This is a genomic window from Massilia sp. CT11-137, from assembly GCF_047302885.1.
In the GTDB taxonomy this organism is placed as follows: Bacteria; Pseudomonadota; Gammaproteobacteria; order Burkholderiales; family Burkholderiaceae_D; genus Telluria; species Telluria orientalis.
In genome coordinates this window covers 3,348,983-3,367,728 of record NZ_JBKYMP010000002.1, presented here as the reverse complement: position 1 = coordinate 3,367,728, position 18,746 = coordinate 3,348,983, and the positions used below count along the sequence as shown (strand labels likewise).

At 66.0% G+C, this 18,746-nt stretch carries 13 protein-coding genes; 5 read left to right on the top strand and 8 right to left on the bottom strand.

Translation table 11 applies throughout. The features are described 5' to 3' along the window. Window positions 1–66 precede the first annotated feature (66 nt). The gene (locus ACEN98_RS31805; protein ID WP_413388826.1) at window positions 67–546 is read right to left on the bottom strand and encodes a hypothetical protein; all 480 of its coding nucleotides are present in this window, start codon (window positions 544–546) and stop codon (window positions 67–69) included. A 224-nt stretch (window positions 547–770) separates the two neighbouring features. Here ACEN98_RS31805 and ACEN98_RS31800 point away from each other — a divergent pair, with 224 nt between their 5' ends. After that, window positions 771–1,799, top strand: coding sequence for a LacI family DNA-binding transcriptional regulator (locus ACEN98_RS31800; RefSeq protein ID WP_413388825.1), 1,029 nt, complete (start codon window positions 771–773; stop codon window positions 1,797–1,799). Between the two features lie 59 nt (window positions 1,800–1,858). Here ACEN98_RS31800 and ACEN98_RS31795 read toward each other — a convergent pair whose 3' ends face one another. The 6 genes from ACEN98_RS31795 to ACEN98_RS31770 all read right to left on the bottom strand — a co-directional run bounded on the left by ACEN98_RS31795 (window position 1,859) and on the right by ACEN98_RS31770 (window position 8,524). Continuing rightward, the gene (locus ACEN98_RS31795) at window positions 1,859–2,812 is read right to left on the bottom strand and encodes an IS1595 family transposase (protein WP_413388824.1); all 954 of its coding nucleotides are present in this window, start codon (window positions 2,810–2,812) and stop codon (window positions 1,859–1,861) included. Window positions 2,813–2,945: 133 nt separating this feature from the next. Further along, window positions 2,946–3,386 (bottom strand): hypothetical protein, encoded by a 441-nt coding sequence (locus ACEN98_RS31790; RefSeq protein WP_413388823.1) that lies wholly within the window; start codon window positions 3,384–3,386, stop codon window positions 2,946–2,948. After that, complete coding sequence (locus ACEN98_RS31785) at window positions 3,340–3,546, bottom strand: hypothetical protein (protein ID WP_413388822.1); 207 nt, start codon at window positions 3,544–3,546, stop codon at window positions 3,340–3,342. The genes ACEN98_RS31790 and ACEN98_RS31785 overlap by 47 nt, the downstream gene beginning before the upstream one ends. 118 nt (window positions 3,547–3,664) lie before the next feature. After that, complete coding sequence (locus ACEN98_RS31780) at window positions 3,665–6,016, bottom strand: GH36-type glycosyl hydrolase domain-containing protein (protein WP_413388821.1); 2,352 nt, start codon at window positions 6,014–6,016, stop codon at window positions 3,665–3,667. Between the two features lie 31 nt (window positions 6,017–6,047). Next, window positions 6,048–7,439 carry an MFS transporter gene (locus tag ACEN98_RS31775; protein WP_413388820.1) on the bottom strand — a complete coding sequence of 464 codons (1,392 nt, stop codon included), beginning with the start codon at window positions 7,437–7,439 and terminating at the stop codon, window positions 6,048–6,050. 101 nt (window positions 7,440–7,540) lie between these two features. Continuing rightward, entirely contained in the window at window positions 7,541–8,524 is a 984-nt protein-coding gene (locus ACEN98_RS31770; RefSeq protein ID WP_413388819.1) for a Gfo/Idh/MocA family protein, read from the bottom strand. A 162-nt stretch (window positions 8,525–8,686) separates the two neighbouring features. Between ACEN98_RS31770 and ACEN98_RS31765 the strand changes: the two genes are divergently transcribed. Continuing rightward, a complete protein-coding gene (locus tag ACEN98_RS31765; RefSeq protein WP_413388818.1) occupies window positions 8,687–10,789 on the top strand; it encodes a putative bifunctional diguanylate cyclase/phosphodiesterase in 2,103 nt (700 codons plus the stop codon). A 7-nt stretch (window positions 10,790–10,796) separates the two neighbouring features. Here ACEN98_RS31765 and ACEN98_RS31760 read toward each other — a convergent pair whose 3' ends face one another. Next, window positions 10,797–12,635: an ATP-binding protein gene (locus ACEN98_RS31760; protein WP_413388817.1), complete on the bottom strand. Its 1,839-nt coding sequence runs from the start codon at window positions 12,633–12,635 to the stop codon at window positions 10,797–10,799. A 135-nt stretch (window positions 12,636–12,770) separates the two neighbouring features. Here ACEN98_RS31760 and wrbA point away from each other — a divergent pair, with 135 nt between their 5' ends. The 3 genes from wrbA (at window position 12,771) to ACEN98_RS31745 (ending at window position 18,519) form a co-directional block, all read left to right on the top strand. Further along, window positions 12,771–13,370, top strand: coding sequence for an NAD(P)H:quinone oxidoreductase (wrbA, locus tag ACEN98_RS31755; RefSeq protein WP_413342548.1), 600 nt, complete (start codon window positions 12,771–12,773; stop codon window positions 13,368–13,370). 585 nt (window positions 13,371–13,955) lie between these two features. Beyond that, a complete protein-coding gene (locus ACEN98_RS31750; RefSeq protein WP_413388816.1) occupies window positions 13,956–15,290 on the top strand; it encodes a hypothetical protein in 1,335 nt (444 codons plus the stop codon). Window positions 15,291–15,360: 70 nt separating this feature from the next. Beyond that, the gene (locus ACEN98_RS31745; RefSeq protein WP_413388815.1) at window positions 15,361–18,519 is read left to right on the top strand and encodes a TonB-dependent receptor; all 3,159 of its coding nucleotides are present in this window, start codon (window positions 15,361–15,363) and stop codon (window positions 18,517–18,519) included. The last annotated feature ends 227 nt before the right edge of the window (window positions 18,520–18,746 follow it).

Here is an 18,746-nt window from a genome sequence, read left to right as displayed (position 1 = left end):
GTGACGCGTAAACACAACATCATGGCTTCGGGACAGGCCCGCCCGGTGGGCGGGCCGGTGAGGGTGTTACAGGGACTCGTCCGTATCGAGATCGTCCGGCGTCAACCGGTTCCGGCCCGACCGGCTGCCCTGGCCGCCGCTCTGCATGTTGCCACCGCCGCGGCTACCCCGTTGCGAATTGTCGCCGGGCCCGCTGCCGAGGTCGGACTGCGACTGGTTGCCCTGGTCGAGGTTGCCGCTCTGGAGGTTGCCCTGGTCACCGCGCTGCGCGTTGTCGCCCGGCCCGCTGGCCAGGTCGGAGTTCTGCTGGTTGCCCTGGCTGCGCCGCGACCGGCCCTGTGCCGGCGTGCCGCCCGGCTGGCCGCCGGCCGACTGCAGGTTGCCCGAATCCCCCAGGTCGGGCGTGCCGATGCCGCCGTCGCGGCCGCCATCGTTCAGGTTGCCCGTCGTGCCCGTCTTTCCGGCACTGCTGGTGCCTACACCGCTCAGCTCGTCATAGTTCCGGCCCTTCATGCCCTTGCCTTTGTACTCCTGGTTGCTCGGCATAATCGTCTCCTTGATCGGTACGTGAAACGCCATGGTAGGCCGCCTGTCGGGGCCGACAATCGGCGGAGGCGTCAGGCGATTGTAGGACCAGTCGGACAGCACTCGACAGTGGTTCTGCGCGTCGCGGATTGGGAACGATTGCATGTCAAACATTGACAAAATGTTCAATCCGTGGCGGAATCCATGGTCGGCCCGCAGTGTGGTCAGTATTTACGAAAAAAACAATGAGCAGAAGCAGTACAGGCAAGGTAAGGGGAACGGGGCGGACTACACTGGAAGAGGTGGCGGCGCACGCGGGCGTATCGACGATGACGGCATCGCGCGCCCTCAGCCAGCCCCAACTGGTGTCCGAGGCGACACGGACCAAGGTGGAGCAGGCGGTCGTGGAACTGGGCTATGTGCCCAACCGCGCCGCGCGGGCGCTCGCGTCGTCGCAGTCGCGCGTGATCGTGGCGCTCGTGCCGTCGCTGTCGAACGTCGTGTTCACGGCCGTGCTCGACGGTATCCATGATGCCATCGAACATGGGCAGTACCAGCTGCTGATCGGCAATACACGCTATTCGGATGCCGAGGAAGAAAAGCTGCTGCTCACCTACCTGCAGTCGAATCCGGACGGCATCCTGCTCTCCGGCCTCACGCACAGCCCGCAGGTCGAGCGCATGCTGGCCGCCTCGCGCATGCCGGTCGTGTCGATGATGGATCTCGCCGACGAACCGGGTGCACTCTCGGTCGGCTTCTCGCAGCACGACGCCGGCAACGCCATCACGCGCCACCTGATCGAGCGCGGCTACAAGCGTATCGTCTTCGTGGGCGCGCAGCTCGACGAGCGCACGCTGCGCCGCGCGGACGGCTACCGGCAGGCGATGCAGGCGGCCGGCCTGGCCGATCCGACGCTGGAGATCATGGTGGCGGACCCGTCGACCATCGCCCTCGGCGCCGAGCTGATGCGCCAGGCACTGGACACGCTGCCGGATTGCGATGCCGTGTTCTTCTGCAACGACGACCTTGCGCACGGCGCCATCTATTATTGCCAGCGCCACGACATCCGCGTGCCGCAGGACGTCGCCATCGCCGGTTTCAACGACCTGCCGGCGTCCGCCTGGATGGTGCCGTCGCTGACGACCATCGACACGCCGCGTTACCGCATCGGGTATGAGGCGGCGTCGCTGCTGCTCGACGTGATCGGCGGGAAGGAGCCGCGCGAGCGGCGGATCGATCTCGGCTTCACGTTGCGCGAGCGGGAAAGCACCTGATCCGGGCGGCGGCCGCGAAAAAAAAGGCTGTGTTCGCGGTAATTCGGTAACCCGCTTGCCTAGCCGAGCTGGACCGCAGCGCACAGCAGATGAGCCGGCTTCGTGAGCCGACGATCGTCCAGCATGCGCTGCCATCCCGAGTAGTGGATCAGGTAACGGCTCGCCACGCCGCGGAACCGCACCAGCCAGCTCTTGAAGCGGCTGTGCCAGCTATTCACGTTTTGAATGTGAATCGCGCCGCGCGCCCGGATGCCCGCTTTCACGTTCACCGCTTCATGCGTGATGCCGGCCTGCTCCGCGAAATGCCGATAGACGATGGCGCCGTCGGTGATCAAGAGGACGTCGTCCTGCAGCACGGGTTTGAGGCACTCATGTAATTGCGCCACCGTCACCTGGCCGCGCCCCGTATGAAAATCGAGCGTACGGCCGCTGCGGTCGCGCGCGATGAGCAGGCAATCGTGTTCTCGATTGATACCCCGCCGCTTGGCCACGCCACCCCGCTTTCGCGGCGGCCGCGTCAGGTTGCGCGCGCCCTTCTGCGATTCCAGCCGGTAGGTTTCGTCGGCCTCGACGATGGCCGACAACGTCGCCGGCCGGTCGCTCATCGCACCGGGTACGAACCGGTGGCGCCATCGAAAACTGGTCGTACGATGCACCCCGACGACCTGCGCGGCATTACGCACCGTGCGCGATTCGAGCACGCATTGCAGATACGGCAGCCAGAGCTCCTTCTTGCGCAGCCGCGCCAGCGGCGTACCGGTCAATGCGTTGTGGCTGCGCCCACATGTGAGGCAACGGAAGCGCTGCAGTCCACTCGCCTGGCCGCAGCGGTGCTTACGGGCGCAGCCGCAGTGCGGACACGGCCGGCCCGCCGCCGCCTGCTCGATCAGGGCGATGCACTCGGCCGGATCCGCGATGCCGCCGATCCATTCCCTTAGCCGGGCCAGGTCGTCTGGCGACAACTGCACCGCCAGCAACATGGCGAACAATTCGTCGAACGTCAGGCCGCGCATCGCCACTCCTCATGAGTTAACTCGACGATGCGTATGACCTCTGCAACGAATTACAGTTCACATAACTAGCGCGAACACAGCCAAAAAAAATCATCCGGTTGAGCTTTACATTTTCCGTGGAAACGTTACACTGTCAGCATTGCTTGTTAGCGCTACCAGACGGTGGCGCCGGCAGGCGGTGCGGGTGCGCGGGGGGCTGCGCACTCTTCAAATATCTCCTCTTAGGGACTGGTTGCTTGTCGCTTCCGGTCCTGTTTTTTTTGGCCGTAACCGCGCCAACACCCAAGATCACCCCCGCCAGCAACAGCGTCGGTGCGCCTGGCTCCGGCACGGGCGGCGGCGTGACCGGATCCAGCCGCACCGGCCGGCACACGTCGCTCGTACGACAGGCGTAACCGGGGATTTGCCGGGAATCGTTGATGCCGAGCGCCGTCGCCACGGCCCAGCCCAGTGCCGGATCGACGAGCGCATTGAGGTCCAGAAGCCTGCCGTCCGTGTACAGGAAACCGTGGCGGGAATTGATGTCATCATTGAACGTCGAGTCGCGCGCCGCCGTTCGTGAAGAGAAACGCATGCGAGCCGCCGGGAACCGGCATCACGCCGGTCATCTGTCCGGCATTGTTGATGGCGCTGGCTTGCAGCCACTCCGGCAGGATGGTCAGCGTGTACAGCGGTTCGGCGCCTGCCGTCAGGGCGGCGAAGCACGGAACGACGAGGCAGATTCGGATGCGCATGGCGACCTCCAGGAAACGAATCGCGTCCCGGCCGGGACGGATACGCTTGCGATCACGCGCGACGCAAATCGTTACACGGACAGGTGCACGCCCGGTCCGTGCCGCCTGGCGCCGGCCTTCAGGGCACGGTCACCTCGACGCGATACGTGCGACCCGCTTCGATGCCGCCGATGCGCGCTTCCGGCAGCGTCTGCCCGTCGCACACGACCGTCGTCCGCTCGACCGCGCCACGCGTCACGCTGACGTCGAACGTGGCGCCGCGGAACACGCGGCGGACGCGCATGGACGGCCAGTGCGACGGCAACTGCGGATTCACGACGAGGCCTGCCGCATCGCCCTTCAAACCGCACAGGCCTTCGACGATGGACCGGTAGACCCAGGATACGGTGCCCGTGTTGAACAACTGGCTCGAACGGCCGGCCGTGCGCGGGTATTCCTTCCACGCGCCGCGGTAGTAATTCGGGATGAACACGGGAAGCTGCCCGCGCCGCAGGTAGTCGTCCTCGCCCGGGCCCGGAATCATCTTGCGCAGCGCGTCCCATGCGCGGTCCGGCTGCGCGATCGTGTACAGGCTGTAGATGTAGAACACGGACGCGTGGTTGTACACGGCGCCGTTCTCCGCCGATCCCGGGTGCTTCTGCGTGACGCGGCCAACGTCCTCGCGCATCGCGGAATAGGGCGGGGCGAACATCTGCACGCCGTACGGCGTGTCGAGCTGGCCGTCGATCTCCGCCAGCATCGTCGCGCGCTGCTTCTCGTCCGGCGCGCCGCTGAGGAACGCCCAGCTCTGCGGATTCAAATAGATGCGGCCTTCCTTGTCGGCGCTGACGCCGAAGATCACGTCGTCGTCCGTGATGCCGCGGGCGTACCACGCGCCGTCCCACAGGTGCAGGTTCGCCGCCGTGTTCATGTCGAGCGCGCCCCCGCGGAAGTGCTCGGTGCGCCAGTCGTCGCCGCGCGCCTCGCACACGTCGGCCCACAGGTTCAGCGCGTACGCGGCGGCCACCGTCAGCCAGCCGGACACGCCGCGGCCCTTGTACCCGACCATGTTCATCGGATCGCACCAGTCGCCCTGTTCGATGTACGAGAGACCGCGGTGGTCGCGCTTGTGCAGCAGCCAGTCCATCGCCATCGAGATCCGTTCGTACGCCGTGAGCGCCATGCCGTCGTGGCCCGTGACCGGTTCGTCGAGGATCGCATAGTCGCCCGTCTCGTCGAGGTAGGCCTGCAGGCACACGGGCAGCCACACGCAGTGGTCCGTGTGCGGCACCTGGTTGATGTACTTGAGCTCCGCGCCTTCGAACAGCAGGATCCCGTCCGGCATCGCACCGTTCGTACCCTGTTGCGACAGCGCGTGCAGGAACGCGCCGCGCGCGACGGCGGGCTTGATGAACGCCATCCCCATGTTGTCCTGCAGGTAGTTCCGCGTCTGCGGGTCCGTGCTGAGGCGATTGACGTCGCCGTGATAGAACACCTGGCGCGCGAGCCAGCGGTTGACGAAGTTGTCGAATGCCGCGTCCGGCGTCTCGACCTGGACGCAGCCGGCGCCCTGGTCCGCATACGCCGCATAGTCGCGGGCCGCGGCGGCAAACTGCTCGGCGCCGAGGTAGCGCCGTTGCATGGACGCGATCTCGGCGTCGTCGAACGCGGGGCCGAACAGGAAGCGGCGCGTCACGGCGGCGCCGGCATCCAGCGCGAGGCGATACTGGACGACCGCGACGGGCGTTTCGTAACGGGCGTCGCCGCCGGCAAGGCGTTCGTTGCGCAGCGCATCCGGCGCATGCAGGCCGCCTTCGCCTTCGAACTGGCCCTGGTTCGTTTCCCACGCGTCCGGCGCCGTCTCGCACAGGAAGTAGGTCCTGTCCTTGAAATCCTTGTTCTTGAAATAGTCCTGCAGCTTCTGGTACGGCGTCACGCTGGAGGCGACGATGCCACCGAGGTCGGCGCGGTACTCGGCCGACTGGTTCATCCACGACATGTAGCCGATCGTGAAGTAGGGGTAGACGCTGACCTTGCGCGGCCGGCCGCTGACGTTCGTCACGGTGAGGGTCCACAGCTCGGCCACGTCGTCGACCGGGACGCCCAGGCGCAGGTCGATGCGGATGCCCAGCTTTTCGACGGTCCACGCGAGGTCGTCGCGGCCGACCGAAAAGCTGAAACGGTCGGGCGCCGCGCGCACGGGTTCGTGCGGCGCCGAGAAGATCTCGCCCGTCTCTTCGTCCTTCACATAGAAGAAGCGGCCCGGGTGGTGCGCGTAATAGGCCTGCTCCGGCTGCATGAAGGTCTTCGCCTCGAGGTTCGGCGCGTGCGAGTACTTGGCGGGTTCCGGCTGCATGAACTGGGCGGTGGCGTAGCCGCGGCACGTCACCTGGATCATCATCCGGCGGTTCCACAGGAAGCCGCCGGCGTTCGGCATGGCGGTCGGGCTCGCGAGGTCGTAGCGTGCGCCGTTCTCGGTCGGTTGCAGCATGGTCTTTCCTTGTCGTTGTTATTCGCGTTGTTTATTCGATGAGCGGTTTGCGGGCGGCCAGGTCGGCCTGGATTGCCGCGAGCTGCCTGGCATTCAGGTTATAGAAGCACATCACGGCGACGGCGGCGACGGCGAACGCCGCCGGGATGAAGGACATAAGCCACACGATCCCTTCGCGCGACCCGGTGGCCTGCACGGCGTTGGGGACGTAGCCGAGCGCCGTGAACACGGACCCGATCACGGCGACGGCGACCGCCGTGCCCAGCTTTTGCGAGAACGTGGCGGCGGCGAACGTCATGGCGGTGGCGCGGCGGCCCGTGCGCCACTCGTTGTAGTCGGCCGTATCGGCATACATCGAGAACGCCAGCGGCGACTTCGGCCCCAGCACGAGACCCATCGCGCCCTGCAGCAAGAACATCAGCCACACCTGGTCCGGCGGCACGACGTAGAACGCGGCGGACAGTACGGCGGTCGCGCTCATCAGCACGATCATCAGGGTCTTCTTGTCGATGAAGCGGGTGAGCAGCGGCGTGAGGGCTGCGCCGATCGCGGCCGTCACCATGTAGGTCGGCACGAAGGTGCGCATCAGGTCCGGGCGCTCGACGACGTATTTGAAGTAATAGGCGGCGCTGGCGGTGCGCAGCGTGATCGTCACCATGATGATCAGGGCGAGGAAGAACAGCACCACCCACGGCCGGTTGCCCGCGAGGTCGCGCACGTCGCGCCACACGGCGTTCTTCTGGCCCGGCGGCGGCGCGATGCGCTCGCGCGTATTGAAGAAGGTGAGCACGAACAGCAGCGACGCGGCGACGCCCCACAGCAGCATCGTCAGCTGCCAGCCGCGCTGGTCGTTGCCGGCGCCGAGCCAGCGCACGAGGTCGGGCGTCGCGGCCGTCACGAGCGTGCTGCCGGCGAACGCGAAGATGAAACGCAGGCCGTTGATGGTCGAGCGCTGCTGCGGATCGGCCGACATCACGCCGGACAGCGCGTTGTATGGGATGTTCACGCAGGTGTAGCAGACCATCATCAGCAGGTACGTCCCGTAGGCCCACGCGAGCTTGGCGTCGCCTTCCAGGCCGGGCGTCGTGTACGTGAGGACGGCGGCGCCGGCCAGCGGGACGCACATCCACACGAGCCACGGACGGAACTTGCCGAAGCGGCTGTCCGTGCGGTCGGCGGCGGCGCCGATCATCGGGTCGGTGAACGCGTTGATGATCTTAATCGTCGACATCATCGTCGCGGCCGCGGCGGCCGAGATCCCGAACGTGTCCGTGTAGAAGATCAGCAGGAAGGTGGCGACATTGGTCCAGTAAAAATTGAAACCCATGTCGGCCACGCCGTAGGCCAGCTTTTCGCGCCAGGGCAGCGGCGCCGCCGCCGCGGGTGTGACTGCGGCGGCGGCCCGGGGCAGGGCGGCCGTCATCGGACTGCTCCGGCGGGATGAAGGAATGCGGCCATCTGTGTCTCCAGTCATTGTATTGATAGCGCTAACACCGGCGAGTATGCCGCGCGCCGGGAGTCATGTCAATCGCCCGGATACTTCACGCCGGTCTGGGCACGGATCTCGTCCAGCACGCCCATCAGGTGCAGGGTCTGCTCGTGCGTCATGGCCGGGCTTTCGATCAGGCCTCCGGTCCAGCAGCGCTGCGCCTCGATCGCCTCGTGCACGTAGCCGTTGCCGAGATACGGCGTCGGGATGATGCGCGCCGGCTCGCCGGCCAGCATGAGGGTGAGGGTGGGCGGACGGTGGAACGGCGCGTCCAGGCGCAGCTGGCCGTGGCGGCCGGACAATGTGAGGAGACCCGGCGTGCGCGCCTTCAGCGAGCAGGCGCACGTGGACAGCGCGCCGCCCGCGTGGCGCAGGGTGAACACGGTTTGCAGGTCGACGCCGGTCGGCCCCAGTTCCGCCTGGGCGCGCACGGATTCCACGGCGCCGAGCAGGTAGGCCGTGATCGACAGCGGATAGATGCCGACGTCGAGCAGCGCGCCGCCGCCGAGGGCCGGATTGAACAGGCGCGCTTCCGGACCGCCCGACGCGACGAAGCCGAAATCGGCGCTGGCCTGCGACACCTCGCCCAGCACGCCGGAGGCGAGGATGCGTTTGACTTCGTCCAGCGCGGGCATGAAGCGCGTCCACATGGCTTCCATCAGGAATACCTTGCGACTGCGCGCGAGGGCGACGACCTGCCCGGCCTGCGCGCGGTTCAGCGCGAACGGTTTTTCGCACAGCACACCCTTGCCGCCGGCGAGCATCGACAGCGCGTTCTCGGCATGCATGGCGTGCGGCGTGCCGATGTAGACGAGGTCCACGTCGGCGCAGGCGGCGAGGCTGTCGTAGCCTTTCAGACGCAGGGGAATATGGAATTCGTCCGCGAATCCGGCGGCCGTCGCGGGGTCGCGCGAGGCGACGGCGGCGAGCGTGGCGCCCGGCGTGTCGCGCAGGGCCGTGGCGAAATCGCGGGCGATCCGGCCGGTGCCGAGGATCCCCCAGCGTACGTTGTTCGTCATGTGTGCTCCATCTGAGAGGGGTGGAAAAAGCGGGGCGGGCCATTCTGGAGGATGGCCTAAAAGCGGGCTACCTGTCTATCTTGACAGGTCTTTGATGACATTTTGTTATCGATGATTGCGTTATACTGGATTGTGGTCCCTCATCGACTGGAAAGGAAAGCCATGGCTGCACAGTCCCCGCGCGCGGATGCGAGCGCATGGTGCCGGCCCCTGTTCGACGGGACGCAGCTGTCCATGCTGGTCTGCGACCCCGTGTCGCAGGAAATCCTCGACGCCAACGACGCGACGCTGGTCCTGCTCGGCTTTACCCGCGACAGGTTGCTGGGCATGCATTTGCCCGAGCTGTACGCGCGCGATGCGGACGACGCCGATGCCCTGCGTCCGGATACCTGCCGCCTGCATTCGCACGTGCGCCACATCGCGGGCGCGCGCGGCGAGATCCACCACGCCATCCTGCAGCGTTGCGCCATCGAATACGGCGGACGCGACGCCGTGCTCGTCGTCCTGCAGGACGTGACGCGCCACGTCGAAGCCGAAGTCCAGCTGCGCGACACGCAGGACGAGTTGCTGCGCGCGCAGGCGCTCGCGCTGATCGGCAACTGGATCTGGGACGCGGCCAGCGATTCGCACGTGACGTCGTCGCCGGAAGGTTACCGGATCATGGGCTTCCGCCCGGACGAGAGGCCCGTGTCGACGGCGGAGATCTACGCCCGCATCCACCCGGACGACCGGCCCATGGCGGAGCGCGCGCGCGAGCGGGCGCTGCTCGACCCCGATTACAAGTACGACGTCGAGTTCCGCCTGATCCGGCCGGACGGCGAGGTCCGCTGGCTGCATTCCGTGGCCGAGGTCCGGCGCGACGCGACGGGCCGCGTCGTCAAGATGCTGGGCCTCGTGCAGGACGTCACGGAGCGCCGCCGCGCCGAGGAAAACGTGCGCCGCCTCGCATACTACGACACGGTGACGGGCCTGCCGAACATGAACCGGTTCGAGAACGAGGTCGACGACCGGTTGATCCAGCTGCGCCGCGGCGCGGGCCGGGGACGCGGCCCGGCGCGGCTGGCGTGCCTGATCGTCGACCTGGTGCGCTTCCGCGACGTGAACTACGCGCTCACGCACCTGTACGGCGACGTGCTGCTCGCGCTCGTGGCCGACCGCCTCGCGGCCGTCGTCGGCCAGGCCGGCGTCGTGGCGCGTTGCGATGCGCGCTTTCCGATCGTGCTGGACGGCGCCGACGAGGAAGAAGCGCGGCGCTGGGCCCAGCACATCCACCGCGCGCTGGAGGCCCCGTTCGCGGTCGCCGGCATCTCGTACGAGATCGGCGCGCGCGTCGGCATCGCGCTCGCGCCGCTGCAAGGCCTCGACTACCACACGCTGCTGAGGAAAGCCGACATCGCGCTGTACCAGGCCGCGCACCTCGGGCGCAACGTCGCCGTCTACGCGGCCGAGGACGACCCGCACACGCCCGACCGCCTGTCGCTGATCGGCGACTTCCGCGCGGCCATCGAGGCCGGCCAGATCCAGCTCTTTTGCCAGCCGAAGGTGACGATGGATGGCCGCGAGATCGTCGGCGCGGAAGCCCTCGTGCGCTGGGTCCATCCGGAGAAGGGCTGCATCGGTCCGGAGACGTTCATGCCGCTGATCGAATCCACGGACCTGATCCACGTGCTCACGCAGCACATGCTGGCCAGCGCCGTCGCCCAGAGCGAGGCATGGCGCACGCAGGGCGTGCGCCTCCCGATCGCCGTGAACCTGTCCGCGCGCGACATCGCCGCGCTGTCGCTGTCCGAGCACCTGCGCGAGCTGCTGGAACGGCATGGCTCGTGCGCGGGCCTGATCGGGCTGGAGATGACGGAGAGCAGCCTGATGCAGAACCCGGCGGAGAGCATCGCCGAGCTGGAACGCCTGTCGGCGATGGGCTTCCGGCTGTACATCGACGATTTCGGCACGGGATATTCGTCGCTGAGCTACCTGAGCCGCCTGCCCGTCGACGTCATCAAGATCGACCACGGTTTCACGATGCAGATGATCGAGGACCGGCGTGCCGCCTCGATCGTGAAATCCACCGTGCACCTGGCGCACGATCTCGGCATGGGCGTCGTCGCGGAAGGCGTCAGCAATGCGCGCATCTGGGATGCGCTGCACACCCTCGGTTGCGACGAGGCCCAGGGTTATTTCGTCGCCGCGCCGATGCCGGCCGCGCTGCTGCTGGACTGGGCCCGCGGGTCGCCATACCGCCTGCAGGACGAACCCGTGTGCGCGTAGGCGCCGTTCACGCGGCGCTGGCCGCGGCGTCCGGTTCGGGATCCGCCGCGCGCGCGGGTGCGGCCGCCAGCGGCAGGCGCAGGGTGAACGTGCTGCCCTGACCGTCGCCGCCGCTCGCGGCCGTCACGCCGCCGCCGTGCAGCGCCGCCAGTTCGCGCACGAGGGCGAGACCGAGACCGAGGCCGCCCTGCGCGCGGTCGATGCCGACGGGGCCCTGCACGAGCGCCTCGAAGATCAGCGGCAACGTGGCCGGCTCGATCCCGATGCCGGTGTCGCTCACCTCGAACACGGCGACGCCATCCTCGGCATGGCCGCGCACGGCGATCGCGCCGCCGGCCGGCGTGTACTTGATCGCGTTGTGCAGGAGGTTGTCGAACACCTGTTCGAGCCGCGTGGCATCGCCGTCGACCCACAGCGCCGGCACGGACACGGTCCACGCGTGCACGCCCGCGTCCACCACCTGCCGCGTCGCGCAGCAGTGCAGCAGCAGCGCGCCCGCGTCGATAGGCGTCTTTCTCAGTTCCACCTTGCCGGACAGGATGCGGCGCACGTCGAGCAGGTCGTCGACGATGCGGGTCAGGTGGCGCGTCTGGCGCCGGCCGATCTCGCGCGCGTGGGCCGTCATCTGCGCGTTCGCGGCCGGCATGTCGAGCACCTTCAGCGCGCCCGCGATGGCGGCCAGCGGATTGCGCAGTTCGTGGCCCAGCATGGCGAGGAAGTTGTCCTTGGCGGCGCTCTGCGTTTCGGCCAGGCGGCGCGCATCGCGTTCGCTCTGGAGCAGCGCTGCGCGTTCCGATTCGCGCGCCGCGCGCGCGGCGCGCTCGCGTGCCAGGTTTTCGCTCGTGTGGTACAGCGCGTCCTGCAGCACGTCGACTTCGTGCACCCGGGTCGGCGCGGGCCGGGCGGGCGCGCCCAGCGGCAAGGCCTCGGCGGTGCGGCGCGCGCGGTCGAGCGCCACGCTCAGGCGCTGGGCGAGGAACGACGCGATGCCGAATGCGAGTCCCATCAGCGCGAGCAGCGCGAGGCCCGCGTACAAGGTCGCGGCCCGCGCCGCCTTCTCGATCTCGGCGACGGGAACGCCGATCGCGATGGTCCAGCCGGTGGCGTCGCTGTGCGTGAAGATATCGTAGACCTCGATCCCGTCGCGCGTCTGGTGGCGCGCCATGCCGCTTTTCGCGGCGCGGGCCGCCGCGATCAGTTCGGGCCGCGCCTTGGTGCCGACGAGCGTGTCGTTGACGTTGCGCGCGATCGAGACGCCGTCGCGGTCGATGATTCCGACGACCCAGTCCGGCCCGATGCCCTTGTCCGCGAACGCGGTGGCGAAATGGCCGGCGTCGAAGATCTGGCTCAGCACCCAGCGCCCGCCGGCGGTGCGCGGCACGGGCACGTCGACGGAGACGGTCGGCTTGCGCGACAGGGCGCCGACGAAGTAGCCGGACACGTGCGGCTCCCGGCTGTCCCACGCCTGCGCGACCCAGGGGCCTGCACGGCCCGGCAGTGTCGTGCCGTACGGCGCGAGGGTATTCAGGAGCGGGCTGCCGTCGTAGTCGATCAACAGGGTCCACGTCCACGGCGTGGATGCGTTCATCGCGGCCGCCTCGCGGTGGATTTCGGCGAAATCGCCGCGGCGTATGGCGTCGGAATTGCCGAGGGCGCGCAGCGCCGCCTGGGCGGCCGCGACCTCGCGGTCGACGAGCAGCGCGGTGGCGCGCGCATTCGACTCGACGCTGCGGATGCGCGATTCGCGCTCCCAGTCGAGGAGCATGGACAGGCCCGCGCCGGCGATGACGGTGACCGGCACAAGGATGGCGACGGCCATGAGGATCAGGTAGTGGCGGGCTTTCATCAGGGCACCATTGTACTTGCATTAATACGGACGCCGGAAGAGTGCATGATGGGGTAGCATGTGCGGATCGTTGCCAATCGGGCAAGCGAGGCAGGGCGCCGCCGGTGGCGCCGGGATGACGGGAAAGGAACGGCCATGGCGAAGGTACTGGTGCTGTATTACTCGACGTATGGACACATCGAACAGATGGCGAACGCGCTGGCGGAAGGGGCGCGCGCGGCGGGCGCGACCGTGGACGTGAAGCGGGTGCCCGAGACGGTGCCGGACGACGTCGCCCGCAACGGCCATTTCAAGCTGGACCAGCCGGCCCCGATCGCGACCGTGAACGAACTGCCCGACTACGACGCCATCGTGATAGGCGCGCCCACGCGCTACGGCCGCATGCCGTCGCAGATGGCCGCGTTCCTGGACCAGACGGGCGGATTGTGGGCGAAGGGCGCATTGCACGGCAAGGTCGGCGCCGCATTCACGTCGACGGCGACCCAGCACGGCGGCCAGGAAACGACGCTGTTCTCGATCATCACGAACCTGCTGCACTTCGGGATGGTGGTCGTCGGCCTGCCGTACAGCTTCGCGGGCCAGATGACGCTGGACGAGATCACCGGCTGCAGCCCGTACGGCGCCAGCACGATCGCGGGCGGCCAGGGCCAGCGCCAGCCGAGCGCCAATGAGCTCGACGGCGCGCGCCACCAGGGCGAGCTCGTGGCGAAGACGGCCAACAAGCTGTTCGGCTGACCGGGCAGAAGCACTCACCGGCCGCATCCATCCCCGGATGCACTTCGCCACAACATTCCATCATCATGGCAGCCGCGTCGACGGGACCGGCGCCAATCCCGGCCGACGACACCGGTACTGACCCTTCACGCGGCGTCCGTCCGTGTCGCCGCGGCCTGCCGGAGTCGCGTTGTTAAGCACTCCCGTGCAATCGGCCACGCGCGAACCACGCATTGCGGGATTTCCTCGTGGTTTTGATGATTGTCGTAATTGCTGCCGATCGTTGCTGGGCTCACCATAACACCTGGTTGGTCCGCAAGGGTTTACGCCACCCGCGCCTCCTGCCCGGTCTTCCTACTGTCGAACTCGCCCTTGCCATCGCCCAGCTGCGTCCATCCAGACATGGACGGAGCGTGGCGGGAGCATTTCGCAAGAAGCGGCCGTGGCAGGTGCCACCGCGAACCAACGCTTGAAACAAGACGATCGACCCGCCGCAAATCAGCGAGCGGGCCTGGACGCGTCTTGACGCGTCATCGGTGCAGCCGGGACGCGATATGCAATTAGATAAACACATCAGAAAAGGACACCACCATGAGGGGACAAGGGATGAAATTCCAAGTGTCAGCGATCGCGCTTGGCTGCATCGCACTGCTGAGCGGTTGCGGCGGCGGTGGCGGCGGCACCGACGGCGCCAAAGAGCAAACCATCGACTTCCAGATGCCGTTCCTGGGTCAAGCGACGATCGGTGTGCCACCCAATTCGGCGCACACCACGCTGAAGGCGACGGCGAGTTCCGGCGGGACCGTGACCTACAGTTCGGCCACGCCGGACACTTGCAGCGTCAGCGGGGATCAGCTGACGCTGCTGAAACTGGGTGAGTGCTCGGTGATCGCGACCCAGCCCGGTGCAGACGGTTTCGCTCCGGTCTCGAAACGCCAGACGTTCGTGGTTCCCAAGAACCCGCAGATGATCAGCTCGTTCATCAATCCGGGTTGGCAGCCCCTCGATTCGACGCCGGTGCAGTTGACCGCCACCTTTACCTCGGGTCTTCCGCCCAGGTTTTCGAGCACGACGCCCAGCATCTGCTCGGTCAGCGGGAACACGATGACCAAGCTCGCCAACGGGATGTGCATCGTCACCGCCGAGCAGGAGGGCAATGACTACTTCATGCCGGCGTTGCTGACGGATGAAACAACGTTGGGCAAGGCGATGGCGAAGGCGATGTCGAAGAGCATTCCGATCGGCACCGAAAAGCCGGCCATGGTGAATTTCCTTTCCGGTTACAAGGACACCGATCACACCGTCGAAGGCCTGATCGGCCACGCGGGCAACCAATGGTGGTGCGACAGTTGCGATCGTGCCGTTTCCAGCGACGGCAAGAGCTTCACCTTTACCTCGACGTTCGATAAGGCTCCGCAGGCATCGGAGTATTACAAGGCGTCCTTGCAGCTGTTCGCCACCGGCATTGTCGACAACGATGTTGCGAATACGGACAGCGTGTACAGAGCCACGGTCAAGGACGACCCTTTCCTTACGCCCGACCCCGCTTCGCCCAAGGGCGCGCGGCTCGACATCCAGACCGCGCTGCATTTCAATCTGGCGGAAAACGCCGAATGGTTCGGCTCGGCAAATAACCAGGTCAAAGTCGAAATGTTCCTCGCGCCCTTCAAGAAGACGGACGGAACCGTATGCCGATTGGCTCTGCAGTCCACGGTGCAGCCAACCGCCGCTGCCGCCACGGACTACCGCCTCGGTTTCAAGGACAACTTCACGTTCAGCCAGGCGTGCGGCATGAGTGCGCCGGACGTCGCGGTCCTGGTGCAGACCCAGCCGGTCGTCGAGCTGAGGTTCTCCGCGGTGCAGCCGAACGGACAGGTGGCGAATGCGTCGTCGAAGTACGTCAGCCAGTTCAAGCTGACCGGCCCCGTCTACTTCCAGTGATAACGGACTGATATTTATGGTCACCGTACGGCGCGGTGACAATAAAGGCATATACAAGAGGATACAGATAATGACAAGAATTGAGACGAAGATCGTGAGCAAACCGATCAAGATGACGGCGCTGGCGGTAGCCGCGGCGCAGTTCGCGCTGTTGTGCGGCAACGCTGCGCAAGCGCAGACGACGCCATCGACGTCCGCAGAGGATTCGAAGGATAGTACGACCACCGTCGTGGTGACCGGCCAGCGCAAGCAATTGGAAACCGCGACGGCGATCAAGCGCGACGCCGAGCAGATCGTCGATGCCGTCGTGGCCGACGAGGCCGGCAAGCTGCCGGACAAATCGATCACCGAAGTGCTACAGCGGGTCGTGGGCGTCACGATGGACCGTAACCAGTCGCGTACGGGTGCTTCCCTTGCCGCGAATGGCCTGGAATTCAACGTGGAAGGCTCGGGCGTCCAGATTCGCGGCCTTTCCTGGGGTTCTTCCACCCTGAATGGCCGCGAATCGTTCTCGGCCGGCTGGCCCGGACGTGAATTGAGCTGGGGCGACGTGCCGCCGGAACTGATGGCGGGCGTGGAGGTCTACAAGAATCCGTCCGCCGACCTGATCGAAGGCGGCGTCAGCGGCCAGATCAACCTGCGCACGCGGTTGCCGTTCGATGCCCCTGGCCAGTATGGTGCGCTGAGCGCGTCGGGCAATTACGCCGAAATGGGCAAGTCCAAGACGCCGAGCTTCTCCGGCCTGTACTCCAACCGCTGGAAAACCTCGATGGGTGAATTTGGCGCGCTGGTGGATTTGTCCACCACCCGATCCAAAGGCAACTACGACAGCATCAACCAGAACAACTACTTCCCGCGGAACGATATCGTCAAGGACCAGACGGTATGGGTGCCGGGCGGCGTGAGCTGGGGCCGCAACGAGGAGGATACGAAGCGCGTGGGCTTCTATGGGGCGTTACAGTGGAAGAACGCCAACGTGGAAACGTCGCTGACGTATTTCGATTCCGGTTTCCATCAGCTGAACAATAACATCAACACCTTCATGGGGCCTGCCGATCCCTACAAGGCCGTCTATACCGACGCCAAATTCGACGGCAGAGGCGTGTTCCAGTCGGGCACGATCAACTATCCGTTCGGCCTGGGCTTGAACCAGTTCGTGGACGGCGGCATCGCGATGGGCACTACGCGCAATTTCAGCAATGTGCATGGACGCACGCGCGAGCTGGCCTGGAACCTCAAGTGGCGGCTCAATGAGAGCTGGTCGTTCCAGAACGACCTGCAGTGGGTGCATGCCACCAACTCCGCCAGTTACGGCATGCTGAACCTCGGCAGCTATTTGCCGAGCGAAACCGTCGACGTCTCCGGCAAGACGCCCGTGTTCCAGTTCGACGACAAGACGACCGCATTCCTGGCCGATCCCAAGAACTACTTCTGGGGCATTTCGCAGCCTGAGGTCAACAGGGCCAAGGCGGACCTGTATGCGTGGAAAGCGGATGCCAAATACAGTTTCGACCACCCGGTGCTGCGCGACGTCCGCTTTGGCGTACGGGTGACGGAACGTTCTTCGCGCAAAGACAAGAATGCCGGAACGGGTTGGAAATCGTATAGCGAGGAATGGGGCGTGGCGCAGACCACGGTACCGGGGCAACTGCCGACGTTGCAGAGCTGGGACTGGCAGCGCCCTAACTTCGGTTACTTGAGCGACCCGAAATACGCGGCCCTGGGCAGCGTCGAGGGCTACGCGTTCGCCAACTTCTTCAATGGCAGGATTTCCGCACCGCCGACGTTCGTGGTGCCCACCGTGGCGATGGTCAAGGATCCGGCCGCGTACCAGAACTTGTTGCTCGCTCTGAAATATAACTGCGAGGATGCCAACAAGTACAAGGGCGGCAACACCGATTGCACGACGTACGCCAAGGATTGGAAGCCGGCGGGCTACGACAACGATCCGCAGCACGTCAGCAAGCACAACGAAGGCACCCAGAGCGTGTACGGCAACCTGCGCTTCGGCTTCGACGACTGGAAATATCCGGTGGAGGGTGTGGCGGGCGTACGCGTGGTCAGGACCAAGACGGTGGCGCATGGCTACACGGTCTTCCAGCCGAAATACAGCGTGAACGACAATCCGAACATTCCCCGCTTCGGAGAGATCAATACGCCGCTCGATCTCACGTCCAGCCATGTCGACGTGATTCCGAGCCTGAACCTGAAGGCGCGCCTGACGGACAAGCTGCAGTCGCGGATCGCGCTGTCCCGCGGCATTTACCGTCCTGGCTTCGATCAGCTGCAGGAGTACATTACCCTGAGCCAGAAGGTCGTCACCGACCCCAACAACAACAAGGCGATCACCAACATCGAATATACCGGCAGTAACTCCGGCAACGTGAAACTGAAGCCGCTGAAGGCGAACAATTTCGACGTGACGCTGGAATGGTATCCGCATCCGGGACAATCCCTGACCTCCGCGTTCTTCTACAAGCAGGTCAAGGACATCGTCATGCAGGAATCCTATACCAGGACCTTCAAGGATCTGGCCGGCACGGACCAGGAGTTCACGGTCACCGGACCGGCCAATGCGGCCAAGGCCTGGGTGAAGGGTATCGAGCTGGCGGGCAGCACCTACTTCGATCACCTGGGCAGCTTGAGCGAGAAACTGCCTGACTGGGTGAAGGGTTTCGGCGTGTCCTCGAACTTCACGTACATCGACAGCAAGCAGCAACTGTATCACCCGAACCCGGCGAATTTCTGCCCGTCCGGCTCGCTGGTCGGTGCCGCGGCGCTGTATGGTTGCGACACGAACGGTATCCCGTACAAGGATCTGCCGGTGCCGTACCTGTCGAAGCGCGCCTTCAACTTCATGTTCATGTACGACCACGGCCCGCTGTCGGCGCGCCTGGCGTATTCCTGGCGTGACCGTACCCTGCAGGCGACCGGTGTCTATGGCACCAGCGGCAGCAATGGTACCAGCGCGGATCCGCAGCGCGTCGACGCCAACGGCAACGCGCCGCATGATGCGGGCTACGGGCTTCCGGTCTGGCAGATGCCTGTGGGTCAGTGGGACGGCGGCATCAACTACCGCTTCAGCGACCACATTACGGCCAGCTTCAACGTCAGCAACCTGACGCGTACCGTGACGCGGCAGGTGTACCAGCAGACCCCTGGCGACATGGGGCGGGCCTGGTATGATCCGGGCCGCAGCTTCCGGATGTCGGCGAACTACGTGTTCTGACCCGTAACGCCGTGCCGCACGCCATGCCTGGCGTGACGGCAATCACGGCCCCGGAACACGGGGCCGTGAACGAGATGGCCCCCTTTATCCAACAAGTGCAGGCTGTGCAGGGTGGCGGCGCCAGCGATCTTGGCTGTGGGCGCCACGACCGGCATGAAGCCCGGGGGGAGTGGACCCGGTTGCCGCGACAGCCCGGCGCCTCGAAAATTGGCGCAGACGCTCGTCCT